Here is a 24,691-nt window from a genome sequence, read left to right on the forward strand (position 1 = left end):
AGAGAACTGCACTAATGGCCCTGGCAATTTTTGATCTGGACGAAACCCTGATCCACGGCGACTGCGCCACCCTCTGGAGCGAGCAAATGGGCCGCCTGGGCTGGGTCGACCCTGAGTCGTTCATGCGTCAGAACAACGAACTGATGGACGCCTACAGTCACGGCAAGCTGCGGATGGAGGAGTACATGACCTTCAGCCTGGAGCCGATGATCGGGCGCACACCGGAAGAGATCGAGCATTTGGTCGGGCCTTGGGTTGAAGATTTCATCGAGCCGATCATCTTCAGTGACGCCACCAAAGCCATCGCCGCCCATCGCAAGGCCGGCGACCGGATTCTGGTGATCTCGGCATCGGGCACGCACCTGGTCAAGCCGATTGCCGACCGTCTGGGCATCGACGAGATTCTCGGCATCGAACTGGAAGTGATGCACGGCGTTTATAGCGGTCAGACCGTCGGCACCCTGACCTACCGCGAAGGCAAGATTGTCCGGTTGCTGGAATGGCTGGATGCGGAAGAGGAAAACCTCGAAGGCGCGAGTTTTTATTCCGACTCACGCAATGATCTGCCGTTGTTGCTGAAGGTGGATTTCCCACACGTGGTGAACCCGGATCCGGTGCTGCTAGAGCACGCCGAAAAGGCCGGCTGGCCGGTCCATCTCTGGAAGTAACGCATTGCCCCTGTAGGCGCATGGCTTGCCCGCGATGAACGATGACGCGGTCTGACTGATACACCGCGTCGCCTGAATCGCGGGCAAGCCACGCTCCCACAGGTTTTGTGTTGTCAGATCAGGCTTTCATCAATCACCAACACCAATTTCCCCGCCACGGTATTGCTCGCCAACTCGGCAAACGCCGCTTCGGCATCCTTGACCGGGAACGCCTTGGCCAACTGCGGGCTCAGTCGCCCCTCGGCAAACAGCGGCCAGACGTGCTGGCTCAAATCACTGAACAAATCCGCCTTGAACTGATCGTCGCGACTGCGCAAGGTCGAACCCAATAGCTGCACGCGCTTGGCCAGCACCTGCGCCAGGTCCAACTGTGCCTCACGGCCGCCCATCAGGCCGATCAGCACCCAACGACCATCAGGGGCCAGCAACTTCAGATTCAACGCGGCGTACTGACCGCCCACCGGGTCGAGGATCACATCGAATGGCCCAAGGTCATTCAAACTGTCCAGATCGCCCTTGCGCACCACCCCACCCTGCGCGCCCAGCGCTTCACAGTAAGCCAATCGCTCGGCGGAACCGACGCTGACCCAGCACGGGTTGCCAAACGCCTTGCACAGCTGAATGGCAGCTGAACCAATTCCACTTGCTCCGGCGTGCAGAAGAACTTTCTCACCCGGTTTGAGCGCAGCGAGTTGAAACACATTCAGCCAGACGGTCGCATACACTTCCGGCAGCGCTGCCGCCTCGACCAGCGACAAACCTTCGGGAACCGCCAGCACATGCCGTCCGTCGACAACTACCTCTTCGGCCATCCCGCCCCCAGCCAGCAAGGCGCAAACCCGATCGCCGACCTGCCAGGAAGACCCCGCGCCTACTTCGCTGATAACCCCTGAACACTCAAGACCCAGTACGTGACTGGCTCCCGGCGGTGGCGGATAGAGGCCCGCTTTCTGTAATAAATCGGCGCGATTGAGCCCTGCTGCCGCCACTCGGATACGCACTTGTCCTACATCACATGTAGGACTGGGCTCTTCAAGCCACTCCACTTGACCTTCAACGCCTTGCAATGCTTTCACAGTGCCTCCATAGTGAGTCTGGACTGAGCCCGTAGCTGTAGCGCCGGGCTTTCTTGCATTATGCGACCGGCCCTCGTGGATCCGGCGACTTCAAAGACGGCCTAATATGCGTGATCAATTGTCCCCGCGTCGAATCAGCATGAAGCATTTTTTTCCTGGCACCGCCCTAGCCCTTTTCATCGGTATCGGTCTGTTACCGATATCGACCAATACGTTTGCCGCCAATAGCTGGGACAAGCTTCAGCCTGATCGTGACGAAGTAATCGCCAGTCTGAACGTCGTCGAATTGCTCAAGCGCCATCACTACAGCAAGCCGCCGCTCGATGACGCGCGCTCCGTGATCATCTACGACAGCTACCTCAAGCTGCTGGACCCGTCGCGCAGCTATTTCATGGCCAGCGACATTGCGGAATTCGACAAGTGGAAAACCCAGTTTGACGACTTCCTCAAAAGCGGCGACCTGAACGCCGGGTTCACCATCTACAAGCGCTACCTGGACCGCGTCAAGGCGCGTCTGGACTTCGCCCTTGCCGAGTTGAACAAAGGCGTCGACAAGATCGACTTCACCACCAAGGAAACCTTGCTGATCGATCGCAAGGACGCCCCTTGGCTCAAATCCACCGCTGAACTCGACGACCTGTGGCGCAAACGCGTCAAGGACGAAGTGTTGCGGCAGAAGATTGCGGGCAAGGATTCCAAGCAGATCCAGGAAACCCTGACCAAGCGCTACAAGAACCAGTTGGCGCGCCTGGACCAGACCCGTGCGGAAGATATCTTCCAGGCGTACATCAACACCTTCGCCATGTCCTACGACCCGCATACCAACTATCTGTCGCCAGATAACGCGGAAAACTTCGACATCAACATGAGCCTGTCCCTGGAGGGCATCGGCGCCGTGTTGCAGAGCGATAACGACCAGGTGAAAGTCGTGCGTCTGGTGCCGGCAGGCCCGGCCGACAAGACCAAACAGGTTGCCCCGGCCGACAAGATCATCGGCGTTGCCCAAGGCAACAAAGAGATGGTTGACGTGGTCGGCTGGCGCCTGGACGAAGTGGTCAAGCTGATCCGCGGTCCGAAAGGCACCGTGGTGCGCCTGGAAGTGATTCCGGCCAGCAATGCGCCAAACGACCAGACCACCAAGATCGTGCCGATCACCCGCGAAGCGGTGAAGCTTGAAGATCAGGCGGTGAAGAAGTCGGTTCTCAACCTGAAACAGGATGGCAAGGACTACAAGCTCGGCGTCATCGAGATCCCGGCCTTCTACCTCGACTTCAAGGCATTCCGTGCCGGCGATCCGGACTACAAGAGCACCACGCGTGACGTCAAAAAGCTGCTGACCGAGTTGCAGAAAGACAAGGTCGACGGCGTGGTCATCGACCTGCGCAACAACGGCGGCGGCTCCTTGCAGGAAGCCACCGAGCTGACCAGTCTGTTCATCGACAAGGGCCCTACCGTTCTCGTGCGTAACGCCGATGGCCGGGTTGATGTGCTGGAAGATGAAAACCCTGGCGCGTTCTACAAAGGCCCGATGGCGTTGCTGGTCAACCGCCTGTCCGCCTCGGCTTCGGAGATTTTTGCCGGCGCCATGCAGGACTACCACCGTGCGTTGATCATCGGCGGCCAGACCTTCGGTAAAGGCACCGTGCAAACCATTCAGCCGCTGAACCACGGCGAACTGAAACTGACCCTGGCCAAGTTCTACCGGGTTTCCGGCCAGAGCACCCAGCATCAAGGCGTACTACCGGACATCGATTACCCGTCGATCATCGACACCAAGGAAATCGGCGAAAGCGCCCTGCCTGAAGCCATGCCATGGGACACCATCCATGCGGCCATCAAGCCTGCGGTGGATCCGTTCAAACCGTACCTGGCGCAGCTCAAGTCAGAACACGATACGCGCTCGGCCAAGGATGCGGAGTTCGTGTTCATCCGCGACAAGCTGGCCCTGGCACAGAAACTGATGGAAGAAAAAACCGTCAGCCTCAATGAAGCTGACCGTCGGGCGCAGCACACCGACATCGAAGCCAAGCAGCTGGTGATGGAAAACATCCGTCGCAAAGCCAAAGGCGAAGAGCCGCTCAAAGAGCTGAAGAAAGAAGACGAAGACGCCATCGCGGCCGAGCCGGACAAGACCAAGCCAGAAGACGACGCTTACCTGAGCGAGACCGGTCGGATTCTGCTGGACTACCTGAAACTCAACACCGCGGTTGCCAAGCACTAAGTGGTGACACGCAACATGATGGCAATTTAATGCTGACGCTCCCCGGAGCGTCATCAAACAGTCATCATCCTGTCGTGAAATAAGGGACTGGGAGCACCTCTGACAAGAGGCTGCTCCCAGTCCTTTTTTATCGCCCCGAGATTGCCATGACCACGACAGAACAGCTGAGTGCCTTGAGTTCCATACTGGCTCAAAGCGGCTTGCACAGTCTGTTCCAGCCGATCATTTCCCTCTCCGAGCGACGCATTGTCGGCTATGAAGCCCTCACCCGCGGCCCGTCAAACAGTCCGCTGCACTCCCCTATCGCATTGTTCTCCGTGGCCCGCCAGGCCGGTCGCTTGAGCGAGCTGGAAATAGCTTGCCGCGAAAGCGCTTGCCGACGTTTCAACGAACAGCAACTGCCGGGCAAACTATTCCTCAATGTCTCCCCGGAATCCCTGCTTGAAGCGGCCCATCAACCTGGCCGCACCCTGCAACTGCTGCAGGATTTCGGCATTCCGCCGAGCCAGGTGGTGATCGAACTCACCGAACACACCCCGACCGACGACTTCCAGTTGCTGCAAAACGCGCTGCATCACTATCGGGCGATGGGATTTTCCATTGCGCTGGATGATCTGGGCGCGGGATATTCCAGCTTGCGGTTGTGGTCGGAGCTGCGCCCGGATTACGTGAAGATTGATCGTCACTTCATCGACGGTATTCACCAGGACGCACTCAAGCGAGAGTTTGTCGGTTCCATCCTGCAGATCGCCAAAGCCTCACGAGCTCAAGTGATTGCCGAAGGCATTGAATTGCAGGAAGAGCTCGCGGTGCTGACCGAGATGGGCGTTGATCTGGTCCAGGGCTATCTGCTGTGCCGTCCTCAGGAACATCCGCCCCGGGATGCTCGCGCCCTGATGCCCAAACACGACAGCACCGCCGTTGCGCTGAATGACGAAGGCAGCGACCTCTGCCCCCTGCTCAACGACCAACCGGCCGTTGCGCACGACACACCGACCGCCACCGTGCTCGAAGCGTTCCGCCGCCAGGCCAATCTGAACTCTCTGGCAGTGCTCGACAATCAAGGTCACCCCTGCGGCATCGTTCACCGGCATTCGCTGTCGGATGCACTGCTGAAACCGTTTGCCACCGACCTGTTTGCCCGCAAACCGATCAGTCGCTTGATGAACGATGACTTTCTCGCCGTGGAAATGAGCCAGTCGCTGCAACAGGTCAGCCGCCTGATCACCAGCCGCGCGCGCCAACGCATTGAAGAAGACTTCATCATCACCCTCAATGGCAGCTATCTGGGACTGGGTCGGGTGATTGATGTTCTCAAGCTGATTACCGAGCTGAAAATCCAGCAAGCCCGCTACGCCAACCCGTTGACCCTGTTGCCCGGTAACGTACCGATCCAGCAATGCCTGACACGTTTGCTGCAACAGGAACGGGAGTCGGTAATCTGCTACGTCGACATTGACAGCTTTAAACCCTTTAACGACATCTACGGCTACGGCCGTGGGGATGAAGTCCTGCTCTGTCTGGCGCAATGCCTGAACGACCGCATCGATCCGTCCCGCGACTTCGTCGGCCACATCGGCGGCGACGACTTCCTGCTGGTGCTCGGCCCGGAAGACTGGCGCAAACGCTTGAACCAGCTATTGGACGATTTCCATAGCCAATGCCGACGGTTCTACCGCAGCGAACACCTGGAAGCCGGGTGCTTTGTCGCGCCGAATCGTCAGGGTGTGCGACAGGAGTTTGCGTTGTTGTCATTGTCGATCGGCGTAGTGCATTTGCATCCACAGGCCTGTGGACAACTCGATGCGAGCCAGTTGGCGGAGATGGCATCGCAGGCTAAACACCATGCGAAGAATGTGCAGGGGTATAGCTTGCATGTGATTGATAGTCTGGCGGTGCCAGAGAAAGGAGATTCATTATTCGCCGGCCACCGCTAATCTTGCTTTATGGCGAGGGGGCAAGCTCCCTCGCCATAAAAATAGCGTTAGACGCTACGCCGAAGGCATTGCCCGCAACCGCCGCCCGATCACATCCAGCACATCACAGCCATCGCGCAACGGGATGGCGCACAGCAAGGCAAAATCGCTGAGGATGAAGGATTCACACTCGACCGAACCGCGCATCGACATGTTCTCCAGCACTTGCGTGACGGCGCGGATTCGATAGTTGGCGGCGTCGTATAAAACATCGAGCGGCGCGTGGGTATCGACGAACAGCGTGGGCATGTCGGTGCAGTTGCTGGTGAGGGCCATGAAGCGGTTTTTTGGGTGGGGGATTGGTTTTTCGTAGGGTGGATCAGGATGTAGTGTTGGCATTTGAGACCTTCCGATGAAAATAGGAGCTGCCAAAAGCCTTCCTACAGGCTTGGGTGGCAGCTATACGCGGGGTAGGAATACCGAGCATCGGAAACTCGACCACGCCGAAACGTGCCCGCGCACAGCCGCCGTAACAGATGTTACGGACGTACATTGACGGCCGCAAATCAAGTTTCGAACGCTTACGCGCTACCGATGCTATGAAGGGTTCCTACACCCCACCACTGAATTTTCAGTGACCATCAAAGGCTATCGGTTGAATTCGATTCACACCAGTTCATGGAAACCGATACGAGTTGAAGGAAAATTCCGACGGGCTTGCCCGGAAATTTCGCTAAACACCAATCGATCAAAATTGACCAAGCTGCTTGGTCAACCTGCTCGCAATGTGGCGCAACCACGCCTCTCCTGACGGCCATGCATTCCAGTAGCAGTAGTAACAACTCAATTCTTTCAATAGATACTCTTTCAGTACCAGCTCATCTTTCCTCAGATTAAGCAGTGCATTGAGTTCCTTTAGGACCACGATTAAATCGTCGACATGAGACTCGGTTAAAAAGGAGTCGAGCACCTGCTCTGCAGTTTCGTGTTCAACCAACCAATCTTGATGAAAGTACGCACCAAAAAAGTCGTGCAACTCCGGAAATTCAACATTCATAGCTCTGGAAACCCTGTCAGCAAAAAATACCCCTCAGGAAGTCGAACATCCTTTATCAATACCAACAAGACCTTCGAAGCCGGCACATATTCGGTACTACCATTGGGCAAGCTGATTCCAACCGGTTCATCGAATTTATGCGTGATACTCGTCTTACCCTTCGTACTTTTTAAGAATTTGTCGATTCGCTTTTTATTTTCAGCCAATGCCCTAGCGACAAACGATTCAGCACTAGCTCTATCCGAGAATGTTGAGGCCGCTGGGATATTGGGCTCTGCCTCAAGTCTTTGAGCTAACTGCAACTTCGTTCTCCCTACATGCTTGGCAATAAGATGTCCCCCTTGCGCCTCATGCGCAGCTAAACCTCCGCCTGGAACAATTTCGCTAAACGGCCCTTCAGGCTCACCGGGACAAGGCAGACATGCCAACCCCAACGGATCAACCCACCCCGTCGGATTCGGCGTGTATTGATACGAGTTCAGCCCACCCGCCAACTTGATCGGGTCCGGCGTCAGGTAGCGGCCAACCTCCGGATCATAGTACCGATGCCGGTTGTAGTGCAGACCGCTCTCGGCGTCGAAGTACTGCCCCTGAAAGCGTAGCGGCTGCTCAAGCTGCTCGCCCCCACCCAGCGCCAAATGCGTGACTTTGCCGTAACCGTTGTACTTCGCCGACCAGACTATCTCACCCCCAAAATCGGTCAGCTCCTGCGGCGTACCGAGGTGGTCGAGTTGGTAGTAGAACGGGCAGGCTTTGCGTGGGCCTTTGCCGTCGAGCATGGCCAACGGGCGGAAGCTGCCGGGTTCGTAGAGGTAGCTGCGGTAGTGTTCGCGGCTGCTTTCGGCGACGAGGTTGTCGCCTTGCCAGAAGAATTCGGTGGTGTGGCCGTCGACGGTTTTGCTGATGCGACGGCCGAAGGCGTCGTAGCGGTAGCTGGCGCTGCGACCGTCCGGGGTGGTGACGCCGATCAGGCGGTGCTGGCAGTCGTAGCGGTAGTCGGTGACGAGTTTTTGCGCGGTGCCGCGGCGTTCGCGGATGAGGTTGCCGAAGGTGTCGTAGTCGTAGTGGCGGTCGCCTTGCAGTAGCAGGCGGTTGCCCCGCACTTTCGCGGCGCCGGGACGGTCCTGCATCAACAGGTTACCGGCCGGGTCGTGGGCGAAGCTTTCCGCTGGGGTGTCGCGGGTATGGCGGACGCGGGTCAGGCGGTTGAGCGGGTCGTAGGTATAGTTGCGTTGGCCGTGGCGGGTGTCGGCAATGCTGTCGAGATTGCCGTTGGCGCTGTAGGCATAGTCGCGCCGATACAGCGGTTGTTGGTTTTGGCTGACGGCGTGGGCCTGCAGACGGCCCTGATCGTCGTAGGCATAGTCGCTGAGCAACTGGCCCTGCTGGCGTTGTTGTTCGCGACCGAAGGCAAATTGGTGGCCGGTGAGCCGCGCGCCGTTGAGGTCGATGGCGGTGAGCGCGCCGCCCTTGGCATGGTGGTAATCGAGTTTGCTACCGTCCGGCAGACGCAGGCGATTGAGTTGACCGCAGGCGTCGTAGCCATAACGCAGCGTGCCCCAGCCCTGATGCTCGGTGATCAGTCGGTCTTGTGGGTCGTATTCGAATTCCAGCGGATGGTCGTGGCCATCGTCGACCCCGATCAGCCGGCCGAGACTGTCGTAGCGGTATTCGACCTTGAGGCCGTCGGGCAGGGTTTTGACCAGCAGTCGCCCGGCCGAATCTCGCTCGTAAGCGGTGATCAGCTGCGAGCCGTCAGCGCCGAACTCGGTTTTCTCCAGCAGATGGCCATTGAGGTCATAGGCGTACGCCGTGCGTTGGCCGTCGAATCCGGTTTCCTGTCGGATCAATCCGCCGGGGGTGTAATCCAGCTGATATTTGTCGCCGGATTCGTTTTCGATTTCCGTGAGCAACAGCTGCGCATTGTCGTAGCGATACTTCAGCTCGGTGCCGTCGGCGTTGAGACGGCGGCTGACCAGGTGCAGGTCGTCGAGGTATTCGTAGCGCGTGACGCGGCCGAGTTCGTCGCGTTCGGCGGTGATTTTTCCGTAGGCGTTGTAGCTGTAGGCGCGGCTGGCACCGGTAGGAAGAATCGTCTGGATCAGTCGGCCAACGGCATCCCATTGCGACTTCGTGATCGCACCGTGTTCGTCCTGCCGGGTAATCTGCCGCCCCAGCGCATCGTAGGAAAAGCGCCGCACGCCACCGTCGGGCAGCGTTTCCTCGACCAGTTGCCCCAAACCGTTCCAGACGAACACATGCCGACTGGTGTCCGGGTAGCGGATCGACAGCAGCTGACCTTTGTCGTCGTAGTGATAGTGGGTGATCTGGCCGTCAGGATCGGTCGCTTCGGTGATGTCGCCCTGGGCATTGCGCCGATACTTCCACACGGCTTTACCGCGATAGCGGGCGTGCAGGAAACCGTTGCGGTATTCGTAGGCCGTTGGCTCGTCTTCCGGCGGAATCAGCGCCACCAGGCGTCCGACTTCGTCGTATCGGTATTCGGTGACGGCGCCGAGCGGGTCCTGCTCGGCAATCAGCCGGCCTTTTTCGTCATAGGCCTTGAGCTGTTCACCGCCATCCAGTTCGACCTTGCGCACCAGCCGCGCCCGCTCGTCGTGGACGTAAACCTCTTCGCTGCCGTCGACGTTGTGCACGGTGACGCTGCCGGCGTCATCCCACACGTAGCGCGCATCCATCTGTGCGAATGAGGCCCAGTGGCGGACACAGCGTGCCGCTTTGCCGGACCTTTCCCACGCCCAGAAGAAACTCGCCCCACCGGCCAGTTGCCGCTGAAGGATGACGTGCTGGCCGTCGTAGTCGTAGCGTTCGCTTTCGCCGACGGCGTTGCTGGCTTCGATCAGTTGTGCGCGTTCGTCGTAGGTGTAACTGACCAGGGTTTGCTCGGTCTGCCAGCACTCATCGAGCGTCTGCGCCGGGATAAACACCTGGTAGTCGACGGCGACCAGATGGCTGCGTTCATAACGCAAACGCAAGGCGCGGCCGGCGCCGTTGTCGAGGCGCTGGATGCGCTCTTGGCGGTCGCGGGTGATGCGCAGGCGGTTGCCGTAAGCGTCGCTGATCGCGGTCAAAAAACCATTTCGAAAGTGATAAAACCGCGTGTCGTCACCGGCCTGGGCGAGGATCAGTTCTTCGGGTTCAGCCCCGAGATAAATCGCCGCGCGCGACAGGCTGTTGTGAATCGCCGGGCGTTCAGCGGTCGGCAGCGGGAACGTGGTGCGACGGTTTTCGTGGTCGATCCAGATGACGCGGTCGCCGTCGATGTTCAGGCGATGGGAGAGCGAATGGCTCCAGCCGAAACCGAGGCCGCAATCGATCTCGGCAGCGCTGGTGCGATAGAGCCGGGTGAACTCGAACGGCAGGAGGCCGTCCAGCGAACCGTCGGTGAGGGTCAGCAGTTCTTCGCCGGTGACCATCGACACCGGGCATTTGTTGGTGGCGGTTTTGTTGGCGAAATCGGCGGCGTCGCCGTTGGGGTTTTTCGCCTGATCCGGGGCGTTGTCGTGGTGTTCGTTTTGCTTGAGGGTGGTGTTGCGCTTGGCATCCCAGCGCAGATGCATGCGGCCTTGTTTTAGACCTGCCGCGACACCGCGTGCGGCGACTGTCTTGTAGCGGTCTACATACGCCATAAAGTTGTCGATGATCGTGACCATCGACTTCACGAAGCCCATTACGGCCTGAAAAATCTGCGCGTTGTACTTGGCCAAGCGCACTGTCAGCCAGGCAATACCGACGCCGACCACGCTCAACACCAAGCCAATCAACAAGTCGATAACCAAGCCAACCACGACTTTGGAAATGGCCTCAGCCGAGGTCCCGGCCAGTTGCGATGGTGGCAATGCTTCGAGCCATAACATTGTGGTGCGCATCAGCAAACACAGCGCCGCCTCATCGCTGGCCAGCAACATGGCTTTTTCCATTTTGTCTGGGGCGCTGACTGCGAGACGTGCCAGTTCTCCTGCGCTTTCACCCAGTTTCTCGGCAAAGGCGTCCGGGTCTTTCAGGATGTCGGAAATTTCACCAATGCCATCCCAAACCTCCTGAATCGCCGCCCAACCTCCTGCAAGCATTCCATTGCCCACGGCGGCCAACGATGCCGACGCCGATTGCTGCGACCACTGCGGTTTAAATCCCTCCCACTCTTTGCGCAGCCAGCTCTCCAGCTCTGTGGTCAGGCCGTCGTAAGAGGAAAAAAGATCATCAATTTGCTCTGGAGTGACTTCACTCTGGACATGAACGCGATAGAACTTGCCGGGCGTGCCTTTGAACTGTCCTTTACCGTTCTCATCGAGCTTGACCGGTGTGATCTCGCCGCCATCCCGAGCAATCACATCAACCGAAATATTCCCCAACGGAATGTCATAAACCGATTCGAACTTGCTCTCGATCTCCAGAATCCCACTGGCCGGACACTGCGCAACACCCGAGAAAAAATCATCATCGCCGCTACTTACTGTGGTGATGGCGTTGCCGAATCGGATGACCCGCTCCATACCCATCAACGAAGGCAAATCAGCAACGCGACTGGCCTGGTCCGCCACCTGGCTAAACCAGTGTTTCAGCTGTTCACGGTAGAGAGACAGGGTGTCCGGAAAACGGTCGAGTTCCTGCTCGATGCGGGCGATGTGCGCCATCAACGCAGCGATCGGTATGAGGTGGAGTGGAAAATCGGGTCGAACATAAGCAATCCCTCGCGCAGAAAATTGAGCGCGCGAGACTTTGCAGGGGATCAATCCGGAAAGAAGTCAGGCAAGTAGGTGATGACTGTAGGATAAATCCGTAATTAACCACCACTGAACAACGGACAAGCAGAAACGCAAACGTGGCAGGAGGTTTCCCTCACGCCACGTTTGTTTATCGGACAATGTTGGGAGTTACCGCGTAGGCCCCCGAGCCGCCAACTCTTTCAGCTTAAGCTCAGCCAACGGATGCCCGGCCTTCGCAGCCATGCCCCACCAGCGCGCAGCTTCAACCGGATCCGGCGCTTTGCTCGGCGTTCCCGCCAGACTGATCACCCCAACCTGATACGCAGCCTTGCCATCACCCGCCAACGCCGCCAGGCGCAGCAATCGCACGCCCTCCTCGCGTGCCCCAAGGCCGACGCCGCGAAAGGTCAGAATGTGGCCATAGAAGCTCTGGGCGCCGACGTCACCCAGGTTTGCCATGCGGGCGAACTGGCCTTCGAGCCAGCTCCAGCCTCGCGGCTGGCGCACAAACCATGACCAATGAAACAACCGGCGGGCCAGCCAGTAACCGGCTTGGGCCTTGAGCTTTAAAAACACTCAGGCCTCGGCCGATTCGGGGTATTCGTATTCAAACACGCGCACCACTTCCGAAGCGTGCCAGGATGCAGCAGCGACACCATCGGACGGCCCGGAGAAACGCCCCAACCGCTCGACACATTCAAAGAAGCCGGTGCGCGGCAGACGGCTGGCACCCTGGCTGATCACCAGCGAGCTACGCAGGGGTTGCTCAGCCCTGGCATCCAGCGCAGCCAGATGTTCGAGTGCCGCAGTGAGGGTTTGCATCGCCGGCGTGGGCAATTGCAAACGCTCCAGCAACGCTCGATAGGTCAGAAGATGGCGCTGACGACGCGCCTGATCCAGCTCACCCAGCAACCCGTCCCAATGTTGACGACTGATGCGTACGCTCACGATTCATCCCTCCACCCTGGCACCGTCAATTCCCAGGCCAGGCTGCGGCGAATCGCAGCGTCAGGCAGACGCTCGCCGCTTTCGATCAAGGCCAGATAAGACGGGCTGATGCCTACCGTGCGGGCCAGCGCCTCGATGGCGATGCCCTTCCCTTCGCGCAAACTGCGTAGTTGATCCAGACCTGGAAGAATCTGGTCTGGTGTTGCCGTGCGATGCACTGGCGCGTCTGGCGCCGGTTGCTCGTTGATGCCTGCTGCTTTCAGTAGAGCCTGGTACTGAGCCCACGGTAAAACTGCATACTCGGGCTCGCCTTCGCGTGTGATTATCTGAATATCCATGACTTCCCCGTAGGACAACGACACTTTGCGAGTCGGCACTTTTCCCTAGAAGTGTAATCCTAACAGCGGCCAAGGTCGCGCGGGGGTATCAATAAATTGGATCCTCAGTCGCCACGTTTTTTTGGGGGGGCCTGAAGCTGAAGTTTCTCCGGGGTATCGGGCAGGCGTTCGACCACCGCCAGTTTCTCCGGCACCTGTCGCCTGCGCCAGGCGCGGAAGGCATTGAGTTCGTCGTCGAGGACTTTCATCAGCCAGGCCAGTACGGCGATGTCATCGAGCATGCCGAACACCGGAATGAAATCCGGGATGGCATCCACCGGGCTGAGGAAATACATCAGGCCGGCGACCACCGAGACCAACGCCTTCGGGCTGATGGCACGGTACTCCCCACGCCAGTAGGCCAGGCACAGCGCCTGCAACAGGCGCAGATCGTCTTTGACCTTGCCCAGGCGATTGCCTTGGCTGGCACCTTTGCTGGCGACGGCGAACAGCAACGTCGGCAAGCGCCCGCGCGCGAGCAGGCGCCCGGCGAGGGGCAAGAATCGAGCGAAATTCCAGGGTGCTTTCATCATTCCTCCCACTGAAATGTTATCCACACAAATTGTGGATAACCTTGTGAACAGAGCTGCTTTTCACCGCTGAAAGCCCCGTTTCATAAGGGTCCGGCTCAGATCGGGCGTTTTTTACTCACATAAAAAAACCCAAGATTTCATTGACTTGGCGCTCCGGCGCGGCTAGCACGGGCGTCTTCAATGGCTATGACTCCAGCCTACAGCAACCGTTCGCTTTGTTTACCTGTGCCGAACCCCGGATGCAACAACGCCCCGCATAAGCGAGGCGTTGTTGTCAAAGCAGACGCTGACTACTTGGCGGCGTCTTCTTTGGCTGGATCTTTGATACCCAGAAGTTCCAGGTCGAATACCAGCACCGAGTTGGCTGGAATCGCCGGGCTTGGGCTTTGGGCGCCATAAGCCAGTTCGCTAGGGATGTACAACTTGTACTTCTCACCAACGTGCATCAGTTGCAGGCCTTCGACCCAACCCGGAATCACACCGCTGACCGGCAGATCAATCGGGCTGCCGCGCTCTACGGAGCTGTCGAAGACGGTGCCGTTGGTCAGCTTGCCGGTGTAGTGAACAGTCACTACGTCGGTCGGCTTAGGCTGTGGGCCATCGGCTTTCTTTTCCACTTCGTATTGCAAGCCCGAGGCAGTGGTCACTACGCCGGCTTTCTTGGCGTTTTCTTCGAGGAATTTCTTGCCGGCAGCCGCCGACTCTTCACTCATCTTGGCCATACGCTCTTCCGCACGCTTCTGCAGTGCGGCGAAGGCTTCGACCAGCTCCTCGTCTTTGAGCTTCTGCTCTTTCTTGCCAACGGCATCTTCGATGCCTTGGGCTACGGCTTTGGAATCCAGATCATCCATGCCTTCCTGAGCCAGGCTTTTGCCCATGTTCAGGCCAATGCCGTAGGAAGCTTTTTGCGCCGGAGTTTTCAGCTCTACACTGGTCTGCGAATCACAACCCGCAAGTACCAGGCTAACCAGGGCTACCGCCGCCGCCAACCGATGCTGTTTCATGCTATTTCCTTGTTCATGCGCCTAAAGGGCAATCGAGTAAAGCCGCGAGCTTATCAGGCGGCCACGACCAATGGCTACCGGCATGAGAGCTGGAAACTTCTGATAAGTTCAGGTGTTTTAACGCATTTCAGGATTGGCATCATGAAGCATCTGTCATCTGGCACCTACAGCAGCTGATCCCATATCCCACAACATCTGGCGTAATGGCCACTTGCCGCACCCCGTCCCCTGCGGCATAAGAGAGCCACAACTCGACAAGGATGTTTATCTTGCGCCTCTTATTTCGCCTGCTGATGCTGGTGGCTGTGCTGCTGGGACTCGGCCTGGCCGTGGTTCTGTATTACGTCGCCAATCCGAAACTGCCGACCTGGTCGCCCGCGCAACAGGTGCATTACCTGGAACAATGGAGCGCCGAAGATCGCCAGACTTACTACTTCACGCCTCAGGGAACCCAGGTCAAAGGCTTGCGCTATGACTGGTTCAACGCCCTCGAACTGCCTTTCTCGCAGCAACGATTCGCTTCGCCCGAATACCTCGCCCGCTTTGGTTTCCTGATCGATCCAGGTCAAAAAGCCACGCCAAACAATCCGGGCAATTTGCCAGTAGGCTTTGCCCGCCACCAAAACCCCGGTAGCCTGGACGAGTTTCTCGACATCACGTGTGCCGCTTGTCACACCGGTGAGTTGCGTTTCAACGGCCAGGCGATCCGCATTGACGGCGGTTCGGCGCAGCATGTTTTGCCTTCCAGCGTTCCTACGCTGAAAGGGGGCAGTTTCGGACAAGCGTTGGTCGCCAGCCTGACCTCGACTTACCTCAACCCATGGAAATTCGAACGCTTTGCCCACAACGTGTTGGGCGAAGACTATGACGCCCGGCACCAACAATTGCGCGAAGACTTCAAAGCATCGCTCGATACCTTCGTCAAAGTCGCCTGGAACGATACCCATCGCGGACTCTATCCCACCGAAGAAGGACCGGGTCGTACCGACGCCTTCGGACGCATCGCCAACGCCACGTTCGGTGACGCGATTTCACCTGACAACTACCGTGTGGCCAATGCCCCGGTGGATTACCCGCAATTGTGGGACATGTGGACGTTCGACTGGGTGCAGTGGAACGGTTCGGCGCAACAGCCCATGGCCCGTAACATTGGCGAATCCCTGGGCGTGGGCGCCACGCTGAATTTTTTCGACGCCACCGGTCAACCGCTCAAAGGTGAAGGGCGCTATCCGTCGAGTGTGCGGTTACGCGATCTGCACCAGATCGAAGAAACCCTGCAACGGCTCAAACCACCCGACTGGCCTGAAAAGTTACTCGGCGCTGTCGACAAGCCGTTGGCAGCCCAAGGTCGCAAGTTGTTCAGCGAAAACTGCGCCGGTTGCCATTTGCCACGCACTGTCGAGAGTGACGGGCGCTGGGTGCAACATTTGAAAATGTTGCCGGTGGATTTCATTGGCACAGACCCGGGGGCCGCCAACAACATTGCCGACCATCGCTTCGACCTCTCCGCCTTGCAATGGAATCTGACGGAACTCCAGCAGCTGGATGTGCACTTACAGCCACCACCCACTGAACCACTGGACCTGAGCAAACTGTCTTCGGCCAAAGGGCTGGCCTACATCACCGCTTTCGTCGGAAACCGCGCCTACCGTGACGCGAACATTCCTGCCGCTGAACAACCCGCCATGAATGGCTTCGGCCTGCCGATTGGCGTACGTGAGCTGCGCGCCTACAAGGCACGGCCTTTGGCAGGCGTCTGGGCAACGGCGCCGTTTCTGCACAATGGTTCGGTACCGAGCATTTATCAGCTGCTCTCACCTCAAGATGAACGCGCAACGACCTTCTATAAAGGTACGCTCGAGTACGACCCGCAACATCTTGGCTATCGCACCGAGGCCTTCACCAATGGCTTCGTGTTCGACACGCGCATCACCGGTAATCACAACAGCGGACACGAGTTCCGTGCCGGACAGCGCGGCAACGGCGTGATTGGCCGCTTGCTGCAACCGCAGGAGCGCTGGGCGCTGCTGGAATACCTGAAGGTATTGGGCGGTCCACTGGAGGCGCAATTGCCATGAGCAGACTCTGGATGCGCCTGGGCGCTTTTCTCGGCAAGACCCTTCTGTGGTTGATCGGCCTTGGCATGCTCGGTTATGCGCTGGCCATGGCGTGGTTCGCCTGGCAGCACAGCGGTCCCGTTTCAGCACAAGAAGTGATACCGGATGGCGAAGCAGCCATGACTCAGGACGTCATTCAGACGGCGGTGCGCATCGTCGATCAACACCGTGAAAGCACCCGCTACCTGCGCGATGCCCATGCCAAGGCCCACGGTTGCGTGAAAGCCGAAGTTCAAGTATTGCCGGATCTGACCTCTGAACTGCGCCAAGGCGTTTTCAGTGAACCCGGCAAAACCTGGCAAGCGACGATGCGCCTGTCCAACGGCAACGCATATCCGCAATTCGACAGTATTCGCGACGCACGGGGCATGGCGATCAAATTGCTCGATGTGCCCGGCAAACAGCTGCTCGCCGATCAACAGCCTCGTGGCGAACAGGATTTTGTGATGTTCAGCCATCCGAATTTCTTCGTCAGCGATGTCGCCGAGTACCGTCAGAATGTGGCGGCCCAGGCTGACGGCAAAAAGCTGATGGCGTTTTTCCCCGCCTGGGACCCACGCACCTGGCAAATTCGCCATCTGTTTATTGCCTTGGCGACACTCTCGCCAGCCCCTGAAAGCCCGACACAGACAACTTACTTTTCGGTTTCTCCGTACAAGTTTGGTGAAGCCAATGCCAAGTTCCGGGTGATACCGGACCCGGATAGCTGCCCGACCTACGCCCTGCCCTCGCAGAACCAGAAGTTGCCAAACTTCCTGCGTCATGCGCTGAACCAGCAATTGTCGACCGACCGGGTGCCGGCCTGCTTCGTCCTGCAGATTCAACGTCAGGACCCGGCCAAGTACATGCCCATCGAAGACACCAGCATCGAGTGGAGCGAAAGCGATGCACCGTTCGAGACCGTGGCGCGGATCAAACTGCCGGCTCAGGACTTCGATACCCCGGCGCTGAACCTGAAATGCGACAACCAGTCGTTCAACCCGTGGTTTGGCCTGGAAACTCATCGACCGATTGGTGGCATCAACCGACTTCGCAAAGCGGTGTATGAAGCCGTGAGCGACTACCGACACAGTCGCAATGCCGAACAATAAGCAGACAGAAACAAGAAAAGCGGCCCGAACAGATCGTTTTTTCAGTGAATGGCGGGTAATTGCCAAACGCCAGACAGCAAAAAGCCCGCATTAAGCGGGCTTTCTGTGTGGTACCTGGCGTTCAGCATTCCAGGTAACCGAATATGGCGCAGCGGACGGGACTCGAACCCGCGACCCCCGGCGTGACAGGCCGGTATTCTAACCGACTGAACTACCGCTGCGCGTAGCGTTGAAAGTGGTGGGTGATGACGGGATCGAACCGCCGACATTCTGCTTGTAAGGCAGACGCTCTCCCAGCTGAGCTAATCACCCTTTACCTTCGTTGCGGGGCACATTATGCCACAGGTTTTTATAAAGTGTTGATTTAATTGAATATTTTTTCAAATAAATCCAAAAACCGGTGAAACGATGCAACCTGCAGGAACAACAGACAATCTACAGACAGAAAAAAACCCGCGTGAGCGGGCTTTTCCGTGGTGACCTGGCGTTCAGCGTTCCAGGTAACCGAATATGGCGCAGCGGACGGGACTCGAACCCGCGACCCCCGGCGTGACAGGCCGGTATTCTAACCGACTGAACTACCGCTGCGCGTAACACTGAATGCGAATGGTGGGTGATGACGGGATCGAACCGCCGACATTCTGCTTGTAAGGCAGACGCTCTCCCAGCTGAGCTAATCACCCTTCACGTTCGGTGTGGCGCGCATTCTACGGAGCGACCTCACCTCTGGCAAGCACTTTTTTAAATAATTTTCTCAGGCCTTCCAAAGGCTTAGCGAAGGGTTGGCCTATGGCGCCGCTAAGAGAATAATGCCCCCCTTTGTATATAAGGAGAGACTTACCCCATGTGGTTCAAAAACCTGCTTATCTATCGCCTGACCCAAGATCTGCCTGTTGATGCCGAGGCGTTGGAAACTGCACTGGCCACCAAACTGGCGCGTCCATGTGCAAGCCAGGAGTTGACCACCTACGGTTTCGTCGCGCCATTCGGCAAAGGCGAAGATGCACCGCTGGTCCACGTCAGCGGCGACTTCCTGCTGATTTCTGCGCGTAAAGAAGAGCGCATCCTGCCAGGCAGCGTCGTGCGTGACGCCGTGAAGGAAAAGGTCGACGAGATCGAAGCCGAGCAAATGCGCAAGGTCTATAAGAAGGAACGCGACCAGATCAAGGATGAAATCATCCAGGCGTTCCTGCCGCGCGCCTTTATTCGTCGCTCGTCGACCTTCGCCGCCATTGCGCCGAAACAAGGCCTGATCCTCGTCAACTCGGCCAGCCCGAAACGTGCCGAAGACCTGCTGTCCACCCTGCGTGAAGTGATCGGCACCCTGCCGGTACGTCCACTGACCGTAAAAATGTCGCCAACCGCCACCATGACCGAATGGGTCACCACCCAGAAAGCCGCGGACGACTTCTTTGTGCTGGACGAATGCGAGCTGCGCGATACCCACGAAGACGGCGGCATCGTGCGTTGCAAACGTCAGGACCTGACCAGCGAAGAAATCCAGCTGCACCTGAGCACCGGCAAAGTGGTCACTCAGCTGTCCTTGGCCTGGCAAGACAAACTGTCTTTCGTCCTCGACGACAAGATGGTGGTCAAGCGTCTGAAGTTCGAAGACCTGCTGCAAGATCAGGCGGAACAGGACGGCGGCGAAGAGGCCCTGGGCCAACTGGACGCCAGCTTCACCCTGATGATGCTGACCTTCGGCGACTTCCTGCCGGCGTTGGTTGAAGCGCTGGGTGGCGAAGAGACTCCGCAGGGGATCTAAAACAAAACCGATTTGCCCCTGAAGAAACCGGATCAATGTGGGAGCCGGGCTTGCCCCGGCTCCCACATTGATTGGATTCCACCCTAGGATCGCTACTCAATAATAAGGATCAGGCCATGCGCGCACTCGCTGCATTAAGCCGCTTTGTCGGCAACACTTTCGCTTACTGGGTACTGATTTTCGCGGTCGTGGCGTTTCTGCAACCGGCGTGGTTCATCGGTCTCAAAAGCGCGATCGTACCGCTGCTGGGGCTGGTGATGTTCGGCATGGGCCTGACCCTAAAACTCCAAGATTTCGCCGAAGTCGCCCGCCATCCGTGGCGCGTGGCCCTTGGCGTGGTTGCCCATTTCGTGATCATGCCCGGCGTGGCGTGGTTACTCTGCCAGGCGTTTCACCTGCCGCCGGAAATCGCCGTCGGCGTGATTCTGGTCGGGTGCTGCCCAAGCGGCACCTCGTCGAACGTGATGACCTGGCTGGCACGCGGCGATCTGGCGCTGTCGGTGGCCATCGCCGCCGTCACCACCCTCCTCGCTCCGCTGCTGACCCCGGCGCTGATCTGGCTGCTGGCCTCGGCATGGTTGCCGGTGTCCTTCATGGAGCTGTTCTGGTCGATTCTGCAAGTGGTGCTGTTGCCGATCATCCTGGGTGTGGTTGCGCAACGCGTCCTTGGCGCCAGGGTTCGCCATGCGGTGGAAGTGTTGCCACTGATTTCGGTGGTGAGCATCGTGATCATCGTCACCGCCGTGGTTGCTGCCAGCCAGGCGAAGATTGCCGAGTCCGGCCTGCTGATCATGGCCGTAGTGATGTTGCACAACAGCTTCGGTTATCTGCTGGGCTACTTCACCGGGCGCCTGTTCAAGCTGCCATTGGCCCAACGCAAATCGCTGGCGCTGGAAGTCGGCATGCAGAATTCCGGGCTGGGCGCCGCGTTGGCCAGTGCACACTTCTCGCCGCTGGCGGCGGTGCCGAGTGCGTTGTTCAGCGTGTGGCACAATATTTCCGGGGCGCTACTCTCGACGTATTTCCGTCGAATGAGCGAGAAAGAAGACCGCGAAACCGCTGCGCGACAGGCCACCGAATAAGCCGAAAACTTGATCCCCGGATTAATGATGGGCACTCTATGGCGCAACGCGAGGACGACCTCGCGGCTCGATCGAGTCATTAATCTGGGGACGACCCCGTCAATCGATGGAGGTCTTTCATGTCCTGGATCATCCTGTTTTTCGCCGGCCTGTTCGAAGTCGGCTGGGCCGTTGGCCTGAAGTACACCGACGGTTTCAGCCGTCCCTTGCCCACCGCACTGACCGTTGCAGCCATGGCCATCAGCCTTGGCTTGCTGGGCCTTGCGATGAAGGAATTGCCGCTGGGCACGGCATATGCGATCTGGACGGGGGTGGGTGCAGTCGGCACGGTGATTGCCGGGATCATCCTGTTTGGTGAATCGATGGCGTTGTTTCGGCTGGCCAGTGTGGCGCTGATCATTGCCGGGCTGGTTGGGCTCAAGGTTAGCGCCTAGACCACTACCGCTTTCGCGAGCAGGCTCGCTCCCACACTCGCTCGAGTTCCTCCAGATGGAATGCGATCAAATGTGGGAGCGAACCTGCTCGCGAAGAGGCCCGCACAGTCACCGACTATCTAACGGTGCCGCGCAACTCGCCTACCTTCGCTTGCAATGCCGCCGGCTCCGCCGCTTCTACAGCCACCGCCGGCCCGGCCACTAACGTCACCCGCGACCACAACCGGCGAAACAATCCCTTGCCCGGATCGCGGCTGAAGAAACTCCCCCACAACCCCTGCAACGCCATCGGAATCACCGGCACCGGTGTCTCTTCAAGAATCCGCGTCAAGCCACCCTTGAATTCGTTTATCTCGCCATCAGCGGTCAATTTTCCTTCCGGGAAGATGCACACCAACTCGCCATCCTTCAGATACTGCGCAATCCGTTTGAAGGCTCTTTCGTAGATTTGAATGTCTTCCTGACGCCCCGCGATCGGAATCGTCCCGGCCGTGCGAAAGATAAAGTTCAGCACCGGCAGGTTGTAGATTTTGTAGTACATCACAAAGCGAATCGGCCGACGCACCGCGCCGCCAATCAGCAGCGCATCGACAAAGGACACGTGATTGCACACCAGCAGCGCCGCGCCTTCATCGGGAATCAGGTCCAGATTGCGATGCTCCACGCGGTACATGGAGTGGCTGAGCAACCAGATCATGAAGCGCATGCTGAATTCGGGGACGATCTTGAAGATGTAGGCATTGACGCCGATGTTCAGCAGCGACACCACCAGGAACAGCTGCGGAATCGACAGTTTGACCAGGCTCAACAAGATGATCGAGACAATCGCCGACACCACCATGAACAACGCATTGAGAATGTTGTTGGCGGCAATCACCCGCGCCCGCTCGTTCTCGGCGGTGCGCGACTGGATCAGCGCATACAGCGGCACGATGTAGAAACCACCGAAGATCCCCAGGCCAAGGATGTCGATCAACACCAGCCAGGTGTGACCAAAGCCGAGAATTTCAACCCAGCCGTGGCCTGTCGCGCTGTCCGGAATACCGCCCGAATGCCACCACAGCAGCAAGCCAAACACCGTCAGACCGAACGAGCCGAACGGTACCAGGCCAATCTCGACTTTGCGTCCGGAGAGCTTTTCACAGAGCATCGAGCCGAGCGCGATTCCCACCGAGAACACCGTCAGAATCAGGGTCACCACGGTTTCGTCGCCGTGCATCCACTCTTTGGCATACGCAGGAATCTGCGTCAGGTAAATCGCCCCGACAAACCAGAACCACGAGTTACCGACGATCGAACGCGATACGGCGGGCGTCTGTCCAAGACCCAACTTCAACGTGGCCCAGGACTGGCTGAAAATGTTCCAGTTCAGGCGCATTTCCGGCGAAGCGGCCGCCGCCCGTGGAATGCTGCGACTGGCCAGGTAGCCGAGCACGGCAACGCCGATGATCGCGCTGGAAACGACAGGCGCGTAGTGACTGGACGACATCATGATCCCGGCACCAATGGTCCCGGCGAGAATCGCCAGGAAGGTGCCCATTTCCACCAGCCCGTTACCGCCGACCAGCTCTTCTTCACGCAGGGCCTGGGGCAGGATCGAGTATTTCACCGGCCCGAACAGCGCCGAATGTGTGCCCATGGCGAACAACGCCACCAGCATCAACGACAGATGATCAAAGACGAAACCCACCGCACCGACCGCCATGATGACGATTTCGCCGAGCTTGATCAGGCGGATCAGGCGGTCCTTGGCGAACTTCTCGCCGAACTGCCCGGCCAGCGCCGAGAACAGAAAGAACGGCAGGATGAACAGCAGCGCACAGAGGTTGACGTAGATCGAGCGGTCACCGTCGATGGTCAACTTGTACAAAATGGCGAGAATCAACGACTGCTTGAAGATGTTGTCGTTGAACGCCCCGAGGGACTGGGTCACGAAAAACGGCAGGAAGCGCCGGGTGCGGAGCAAGGTGAACTGCGAGGGGTGACTCATCTTCCATGTGTCCCTGATGTTAGGTAGCGAGTGGCGTGGATACGGTTATTGGAATGCCGAACGTCGATCCAGGCCACACATTACCTAATCTTTGCAGGTTATTTCTTTAATCCTGCAATGCACGGCGAGACAAACAGTTCACCGCGCCACGCCCCTTGCAACGTGCGCCGGGCAACGATCAGCCACATCACCGCCAGCATCGCCACCAGCATGCAGCCAAACACACTGAAAAACGTCAGGTTCAAGGTGCTGGCCAGTTTCAACGTTGCCAGCGAGTAGACACCCAACGGGAAGGTAAACCCCCACCAGCCGAGGTTGAACGGGATGCCGGCGCGCAGGTAACGCAAGGTAATCAGCACTGCGATCAGCATCCACCACAATCCGAAGCCCCACAGGGTGATCCCGGCTACCAGCCCCAGGCCGGCGGCGATTTCACCCATGCCCGGCAGACCATTGGCGGCGAAGATGGCCGGTGCGTCCGCTCCCAGCAGCAACATGCCCAGCGCCCCGGTGCCAATCGGCCCCAACGCGAGCCAGCTGGAAGCGGCCATATTTTCGTGGGGCAATTTATGCAGCGCCATGCGCAGCAACAGGATGGTCAGAATGCTGAAGGCGACCGGCAGGGAAAACGCCCAGAGCACGTAACTCGTCACCAGCACCACCAGTTGCGAATGCGCATCCGCCAGGTGCGGTGCCAGCAGGCCACCGCTGGCCGCCGCGACTTCCGCGGCCACCACCGGCAACAGCCAGACGGCGGTCATCTGGTCGATGCTGTGTTCCTGACGGGTGAACATCATGTAGGGAATCAGCACGCCGCACGCCAGCGACATCGCCACATCCAGCCACCAGAGCATTTCGGCGACAGGAATCACGCCGTCACCCCAACGTGGCAAGCCGAACACCAGAAAGCCGTTGATGATGGTCGCCAGGCCCATGGGAATGGTGCCGAAGAACATCGAGACCGTGGAATGACCGAAAATCCGCCGCGCTTCGTCGAAGAACAGCACCCAACGCGCGGTGTACACGGCGGTGAAGACGGCGAACAGGAAAATATTGAACAGCCACAACCCTTCGGCGAACGCGCGCAAACCGGGAATGGCGAGGGGCAATTGCGCCAGCGCCAGCGCGAGCACCCCGGTGCCCATGGTCGCGGCGAACCAGTTGGGCGTGAATTGACGGATGACTTCACGCGGGTGCTGCAAATGGCTGAACGGTTTGATACCGGTTGTGACGCTGTTAGGGCATGTCATGGCGAACTCCTGTCCTCTGGTGAGGTGGAGCCCATGGTAGAACCGAATCGAATATCTATATAACGGGTAATATCTCTATAACTTATCTGTTTCGCAGATATAGATTCAGACACTGCCTTGCGATTCGATCACCAGAATTCGCGCCGCCCCCTGCGGATGCGCCACATGCTCGGTGCCGACGGAGGCATAAAAGATGTCACCGACGTCCAGAAGCGCTGCCTTCTCGATGCCCTCTTCGCGATAACGCATCTGCACCTGCCCATCCAGCACCACGAACACTTCCTGGCCATCGTTGACGTGCCATTTATAAGGCTGGTCCGTCCAGTGCAAACGGGTGGTGATGCCGTTCATGTTGGCAATGTCCAACGCGCCCCAGGCACGTTCAGCGGTGAAGGATTTGCTGCGGATGATCTTCATGGGGCGGTCCGTGGAAAT

The 24,691-nt window shown here is 58.4% G+C and carries 20 protein-coding genes and 4 tRNA genes; 8 read left to right on the forward strand and 16 right to left on the reverse strand.

Annotated elements, in window-relative coordinates; all coding sequences use genetic code 11:
- Positions 1 to 14 precede the first annotated feature (14 nt).
- On the forward strand, positions 15 to 668 hold the full coding sequence (locus J2X66_RS03430) for an HAD family hydrolase (RefSeq protein ID WP_310260869.1): 654 nt from the start codon (positions 15 to 17) through the stop codon (positions 666 to 668).
- Between the two features lie 113 nt (positions 669 to 781).
- Here the strand turns inward: J2X66_RS03430 and J2X66_RS03435 are convergent, their stop codons facing one another.
- The gene (locus J2X66_RS03435) at positions 782 to 1,744 is read right to left on the reverse strand and encodes a zinc-binding dehydrogenase (protein ID WP_310260871.1); all 963 of its coding nucleotides are present in this window, start codon (positions 1,742 to 1,744) and stop codon (positions 782 to 784) included.
- A 139-nt stretch (positions 1,745 to 1,883) separates the two neighbouring features.
- Here J2X66_RS03435 and J2X66_RS03440 point away from each other — a divergent pair, with 139 nt between their 5' ends.
- Together J2X66_RS03440 and J2X66_RS03445 are read left to right on the forward strand one after the other, a co-directional pair.
- Entirely contained in the window at positions 1,884 to 3,965 is a 2,082-nt protein-coding gene (locus J2X66_RS03440; RefSeq protein WP_310260874.1) for a carboxy terminal-processing peptidase, read from the forward strand.
- A gap of 146 nt (positions 3,966 to 4,111) precedes the next feature.
- The gene (locus J2X66_RS03445; RefSeq protein ID WP_310260877.1) at positions 4,112 to 5,902 is read left to right on the forward strand and encodes a bifunctional diguanylate cyclase/phosphodiesterase; all 1,791 of its coding nucleotides are present in this window, start codon (positions 4,112 to 4,114) and stop codon (positions 5,900 to 5,902) included.
- Positions 5,903 to 5,956: 54 nt separating this feature from the next.
- Here the strand turns inward: J2X66_RS03445 and J2X66_RS03450 are convergent, their stop codons facing one another.
- The 8 genes from J2X66_RS03450 to J2X66_RS03485 all read right to left on the reverse strand — a co-directional run bounded on the left by J2X66_RS03450 (position 5,957) and on the right by J2X66_RS03485 (position 14,527).
- Complete coding sequence (locus tag J2X66_RS03450; protein WP_310260880.1) at positions 5,957 to 6,280, reverse strand: hypothetical protein; 324 nt, start codon at positions 6,278 to 6,280, stop codon at positions 5,957 to 5,959.
- Positions 6,281 to 6,629: 349 nt separating this feature from the next.
- A complete protein-coding gene (locus J2X66_RS03455; protein ID WP_310260883.1) occupies positions 6,630 to 6,938 on the reverse strand; it encodes a contact-dependent growth inhibition system immunity protein in 309 nt (102 codons plus the stop codon).
- On the reverse strand, positions 6,935 to 11,593 hold the full coding sequence (locus tag J2X66_RS03460; protein ID WP_310260886.1) for an RHS repeat protein: 4,659 nt from the start codon (positions 11,591 to 11,593) through the stop codon (positions 6,935 to 6,937). Before J2X66_RS03460 ends, J2X66_RS03455 begins: the two co-directional genes overlap by 4 nt.
- 240 nt (positions 11,594 to 11,833) lie before the next feature.
- Entirely contained in the window at positions 11,834 to 12,241 is a 408-nt protein-coding gene (locus tag J2X66_RS03465; RefSeq protein WP_310260889.1) for a sel1 repeat family protein, read from the reverse strand.
- Positions 12,242 to 12,613 carry a hypothetical protein gene (locus tag J2X66_RS03470; RefSeq protein ID WP_007898892.1) on the reverse strand — a complete coding sequence of 124 codons (372 nt, stop codon included), beginning with the start codon at positions 12,611 to 12,613 and terminating at the stop codon, positions 12,242 to 12,244.
- Complete coding sequence (locus tag J2X66_RS03475; RefSeq protein ID WP_140667220.1) at positions 12,610 to 12,951, reverse strand: helix-turn-helix transcriptional regulator; 342 nt, start codon at positions 12,949 to 12,951, stop codon at positions 12,610 to 12,612. The genes J2X66_RS03470 and J2X66_RS03475 overlap by 4 nt, the downstream gene beginning before the upstream one ends.
- A 104-nt stretch (positions 12,952 to 13,055) precedes the next feature.
- Entirely contained in the window at positions 13,056 to 13,520 is a 465-nt protein-coding gene (locus tag J2X66_RS03480) for a YkvA family protein (RefSeq protein WP_310260894.1), read from the reverse strand.
- A gap of 293 nt (positions 13,521 to 13,813) precedes the next feature.
- Positions 13,814 to 14,527 (reverse strand): FKBP-type peptidyl-prolyl cis-trans isomerase, encoded by a 714-nt coding sequence (locus tag J2X66_RS03485; protein WP_027922465.1) that lies wholly within the window; start codon positions 14,525 to 14,527, stop codon positions 13,814 to 13,816.
- 269 nt (positions 14,528 to 14,796) lie between these two features.
- Here J2X66_RS03485 and J2X66_RS03490 point away from each other — a divergent pair, with 269 nt between their 5' ends.
- Together J2X66_RS03490 and J2X66_RS03495 are read left to right on the forward strand one after the other, a co-directional pair.
- A complete protein-coding gene (locus tag J2X66_RS03490; protein WP_310260897.1) occupies positions 14,797 to 16,605 on the forward strand; it encodes a di-heme-cytochrome C peroxidase in 1,809 nt (602 codons plus the stop codon).
- On the forward strand, positions 16,602 to 17,735 hold the full coding sequence (locus J2X66_RS03495) for a catalase family protein (protein WP_310260900.1): 1,134 nt from the start codon (positions 16,602 to 16,604) through the stop codon (positions 17,733 to 17,735). Before J2X66_RS03490 ends, J2X66_RS03495 begins: the two co-directional genes overlap by 4 nt.
- Positions 17,736 to 17,879: 144 nt before the next feature.
- On the opposite strand, the gene J2X66_RS03500 is transcribed toward J2X66_RS03495, so the two are convergent.
- The 4 genes from J2X66_RS03500 to J2X66_RS03515 all read right to left on the reverse strand — a co-directional run bounded on the left by J2X66_RS03500 (position 17,880) and on the right by J2X66_RS03515 (position 18,418).
- Positions 17,880 to 17,956 (reverse strand) — tRNA-Asp (locus tag J2X66_RS03500).
- Positions 17,957 to 17,971: 15 nt separating this feature from the next.
- A tRNA-Val gene (locus J2X66_RS03505) sits at positions 17,972 to 18,047 on the reverse strand.
- 199 nt (positions 18,048 to 18,246) lie between these two features.
- Positions 18,247 to 18,323 (reverse strand) — tRNA-Asp (locus tag J2X66_RS03510).
- A gap of 19 nt (positions 18,324 to 18,342) precedes the next feature.
- Positions 18,343 to 18,418, reverse strand: a tRNA-Val gene (locus J2X66_RS03515).
- Positions 18,419 to 18,579: 161 nt separating this feature from the next.
- Here J2X66_RS03515 and rdgC point away from each other — a divergent pair.
- The 3 genes from rdgC to sugE all read left to right on the forward strand — a co-directional run bounded on the left by rdgC (position 18,580) and on the right by sugE (position 21,016).
- Complete coding sequence (rdgC, locus tag J2X66_RS03520; protein WP_007945202.1) at positions 18,580 to 19,500, forward strand: recombination-associated protein RdgC; 921 nt, start codon at positions 18,580 to 18,582, stop codon at positions 19,498 to 19,500.
- A gap of 116 nt (positions 19,501 to 19,616) precedes the next feature.
- Positions 19,617 to 20,582 (forward strand): bile acid:sodium symporter family protein, encoded by a 966-nt coding sequence (locus J2X66_RS03525; RefSeq protein ID WP_310260903.1) that lies wholly within the window; start codon positions 19,617 to 19,619, stop codon positions 20,580 to 20,582.
- A gap of 119 nt (positions 20,583 to 20,701) precedes the next feature.
- Positions 20,702 to 21,016, forward strand: a complete 315-nt coding sequence (sugE, locus tag J2X66_RS03530; protein WP_027922462.1) for a quaternary ammonium compound efflux SMR transporter SugE — start codon at positions 20,702 to 20,704, stop codon at positions 21,014 to 21,016.
- Between the two features lie 115 nt (positions 21,017 to 21,131).
- Here the strand turns inward: sugE and J2X66_RS03535 are convergent, their stop codons facing one another.
- From J2X66_RS03535 to J2X66_RS03545, 3 genes are all read right to left on the reverse strand, one after another.
- The gene (locus J2X66_RS03535; RefSeq protein ID WP_310260906.1) at positions 21,132 to 23,006 is read right to left on the reverse strand and encodes an MFS transporter; all 1,875 of its coding nucleotides are present in this window, start codon (positions 23,004 to 23,006) and stop codon (positions 21,132 to 21,134) included.
- A 98-nt stretch (positions 23,007 to 23,104) separates the two neighbouring features.
- The gene (locus J2X66_RS03540; protein ID WP_310260909.1) at positions 23,105 to 24,256 is read right to left on the reverse strand and encodes a TDT family transporter; all 1,152 of its coding nucleotides are present in this window, start codon (positions 24,254 to 24,256) and stop codon (positions 23,105 to 23,107) included.
- A gap of 105 nt (positions 24,257 to 24,361) precedes the next feature.
- Positions 24,362 to 24,673 carry a cupin gene (locus J2X66_RS03545; protein ID WP_310260910.1) on the reverse strand — a complete coding sequence of 104 codons (312 nt, stop codon included), beginning with the start codon at positions 24,671 to 24,673 and terminating at the stop codon, positions 24,362 to 24,364.
- Positions 24,674 to 24,691: the final 18 nt, after the last annotated feature.

It is taken from the genome of Pseudomonas sp. 3296 (assembly GCF_031456615.1).
GTDB classification, from domain to species: Bacteria; Pseudomonadota; Gammaproteobacteria; order Pseudomonadales; family Pseudomonadaceae; genus Aquipseudomonas; species Aquipseudomonas mucoides.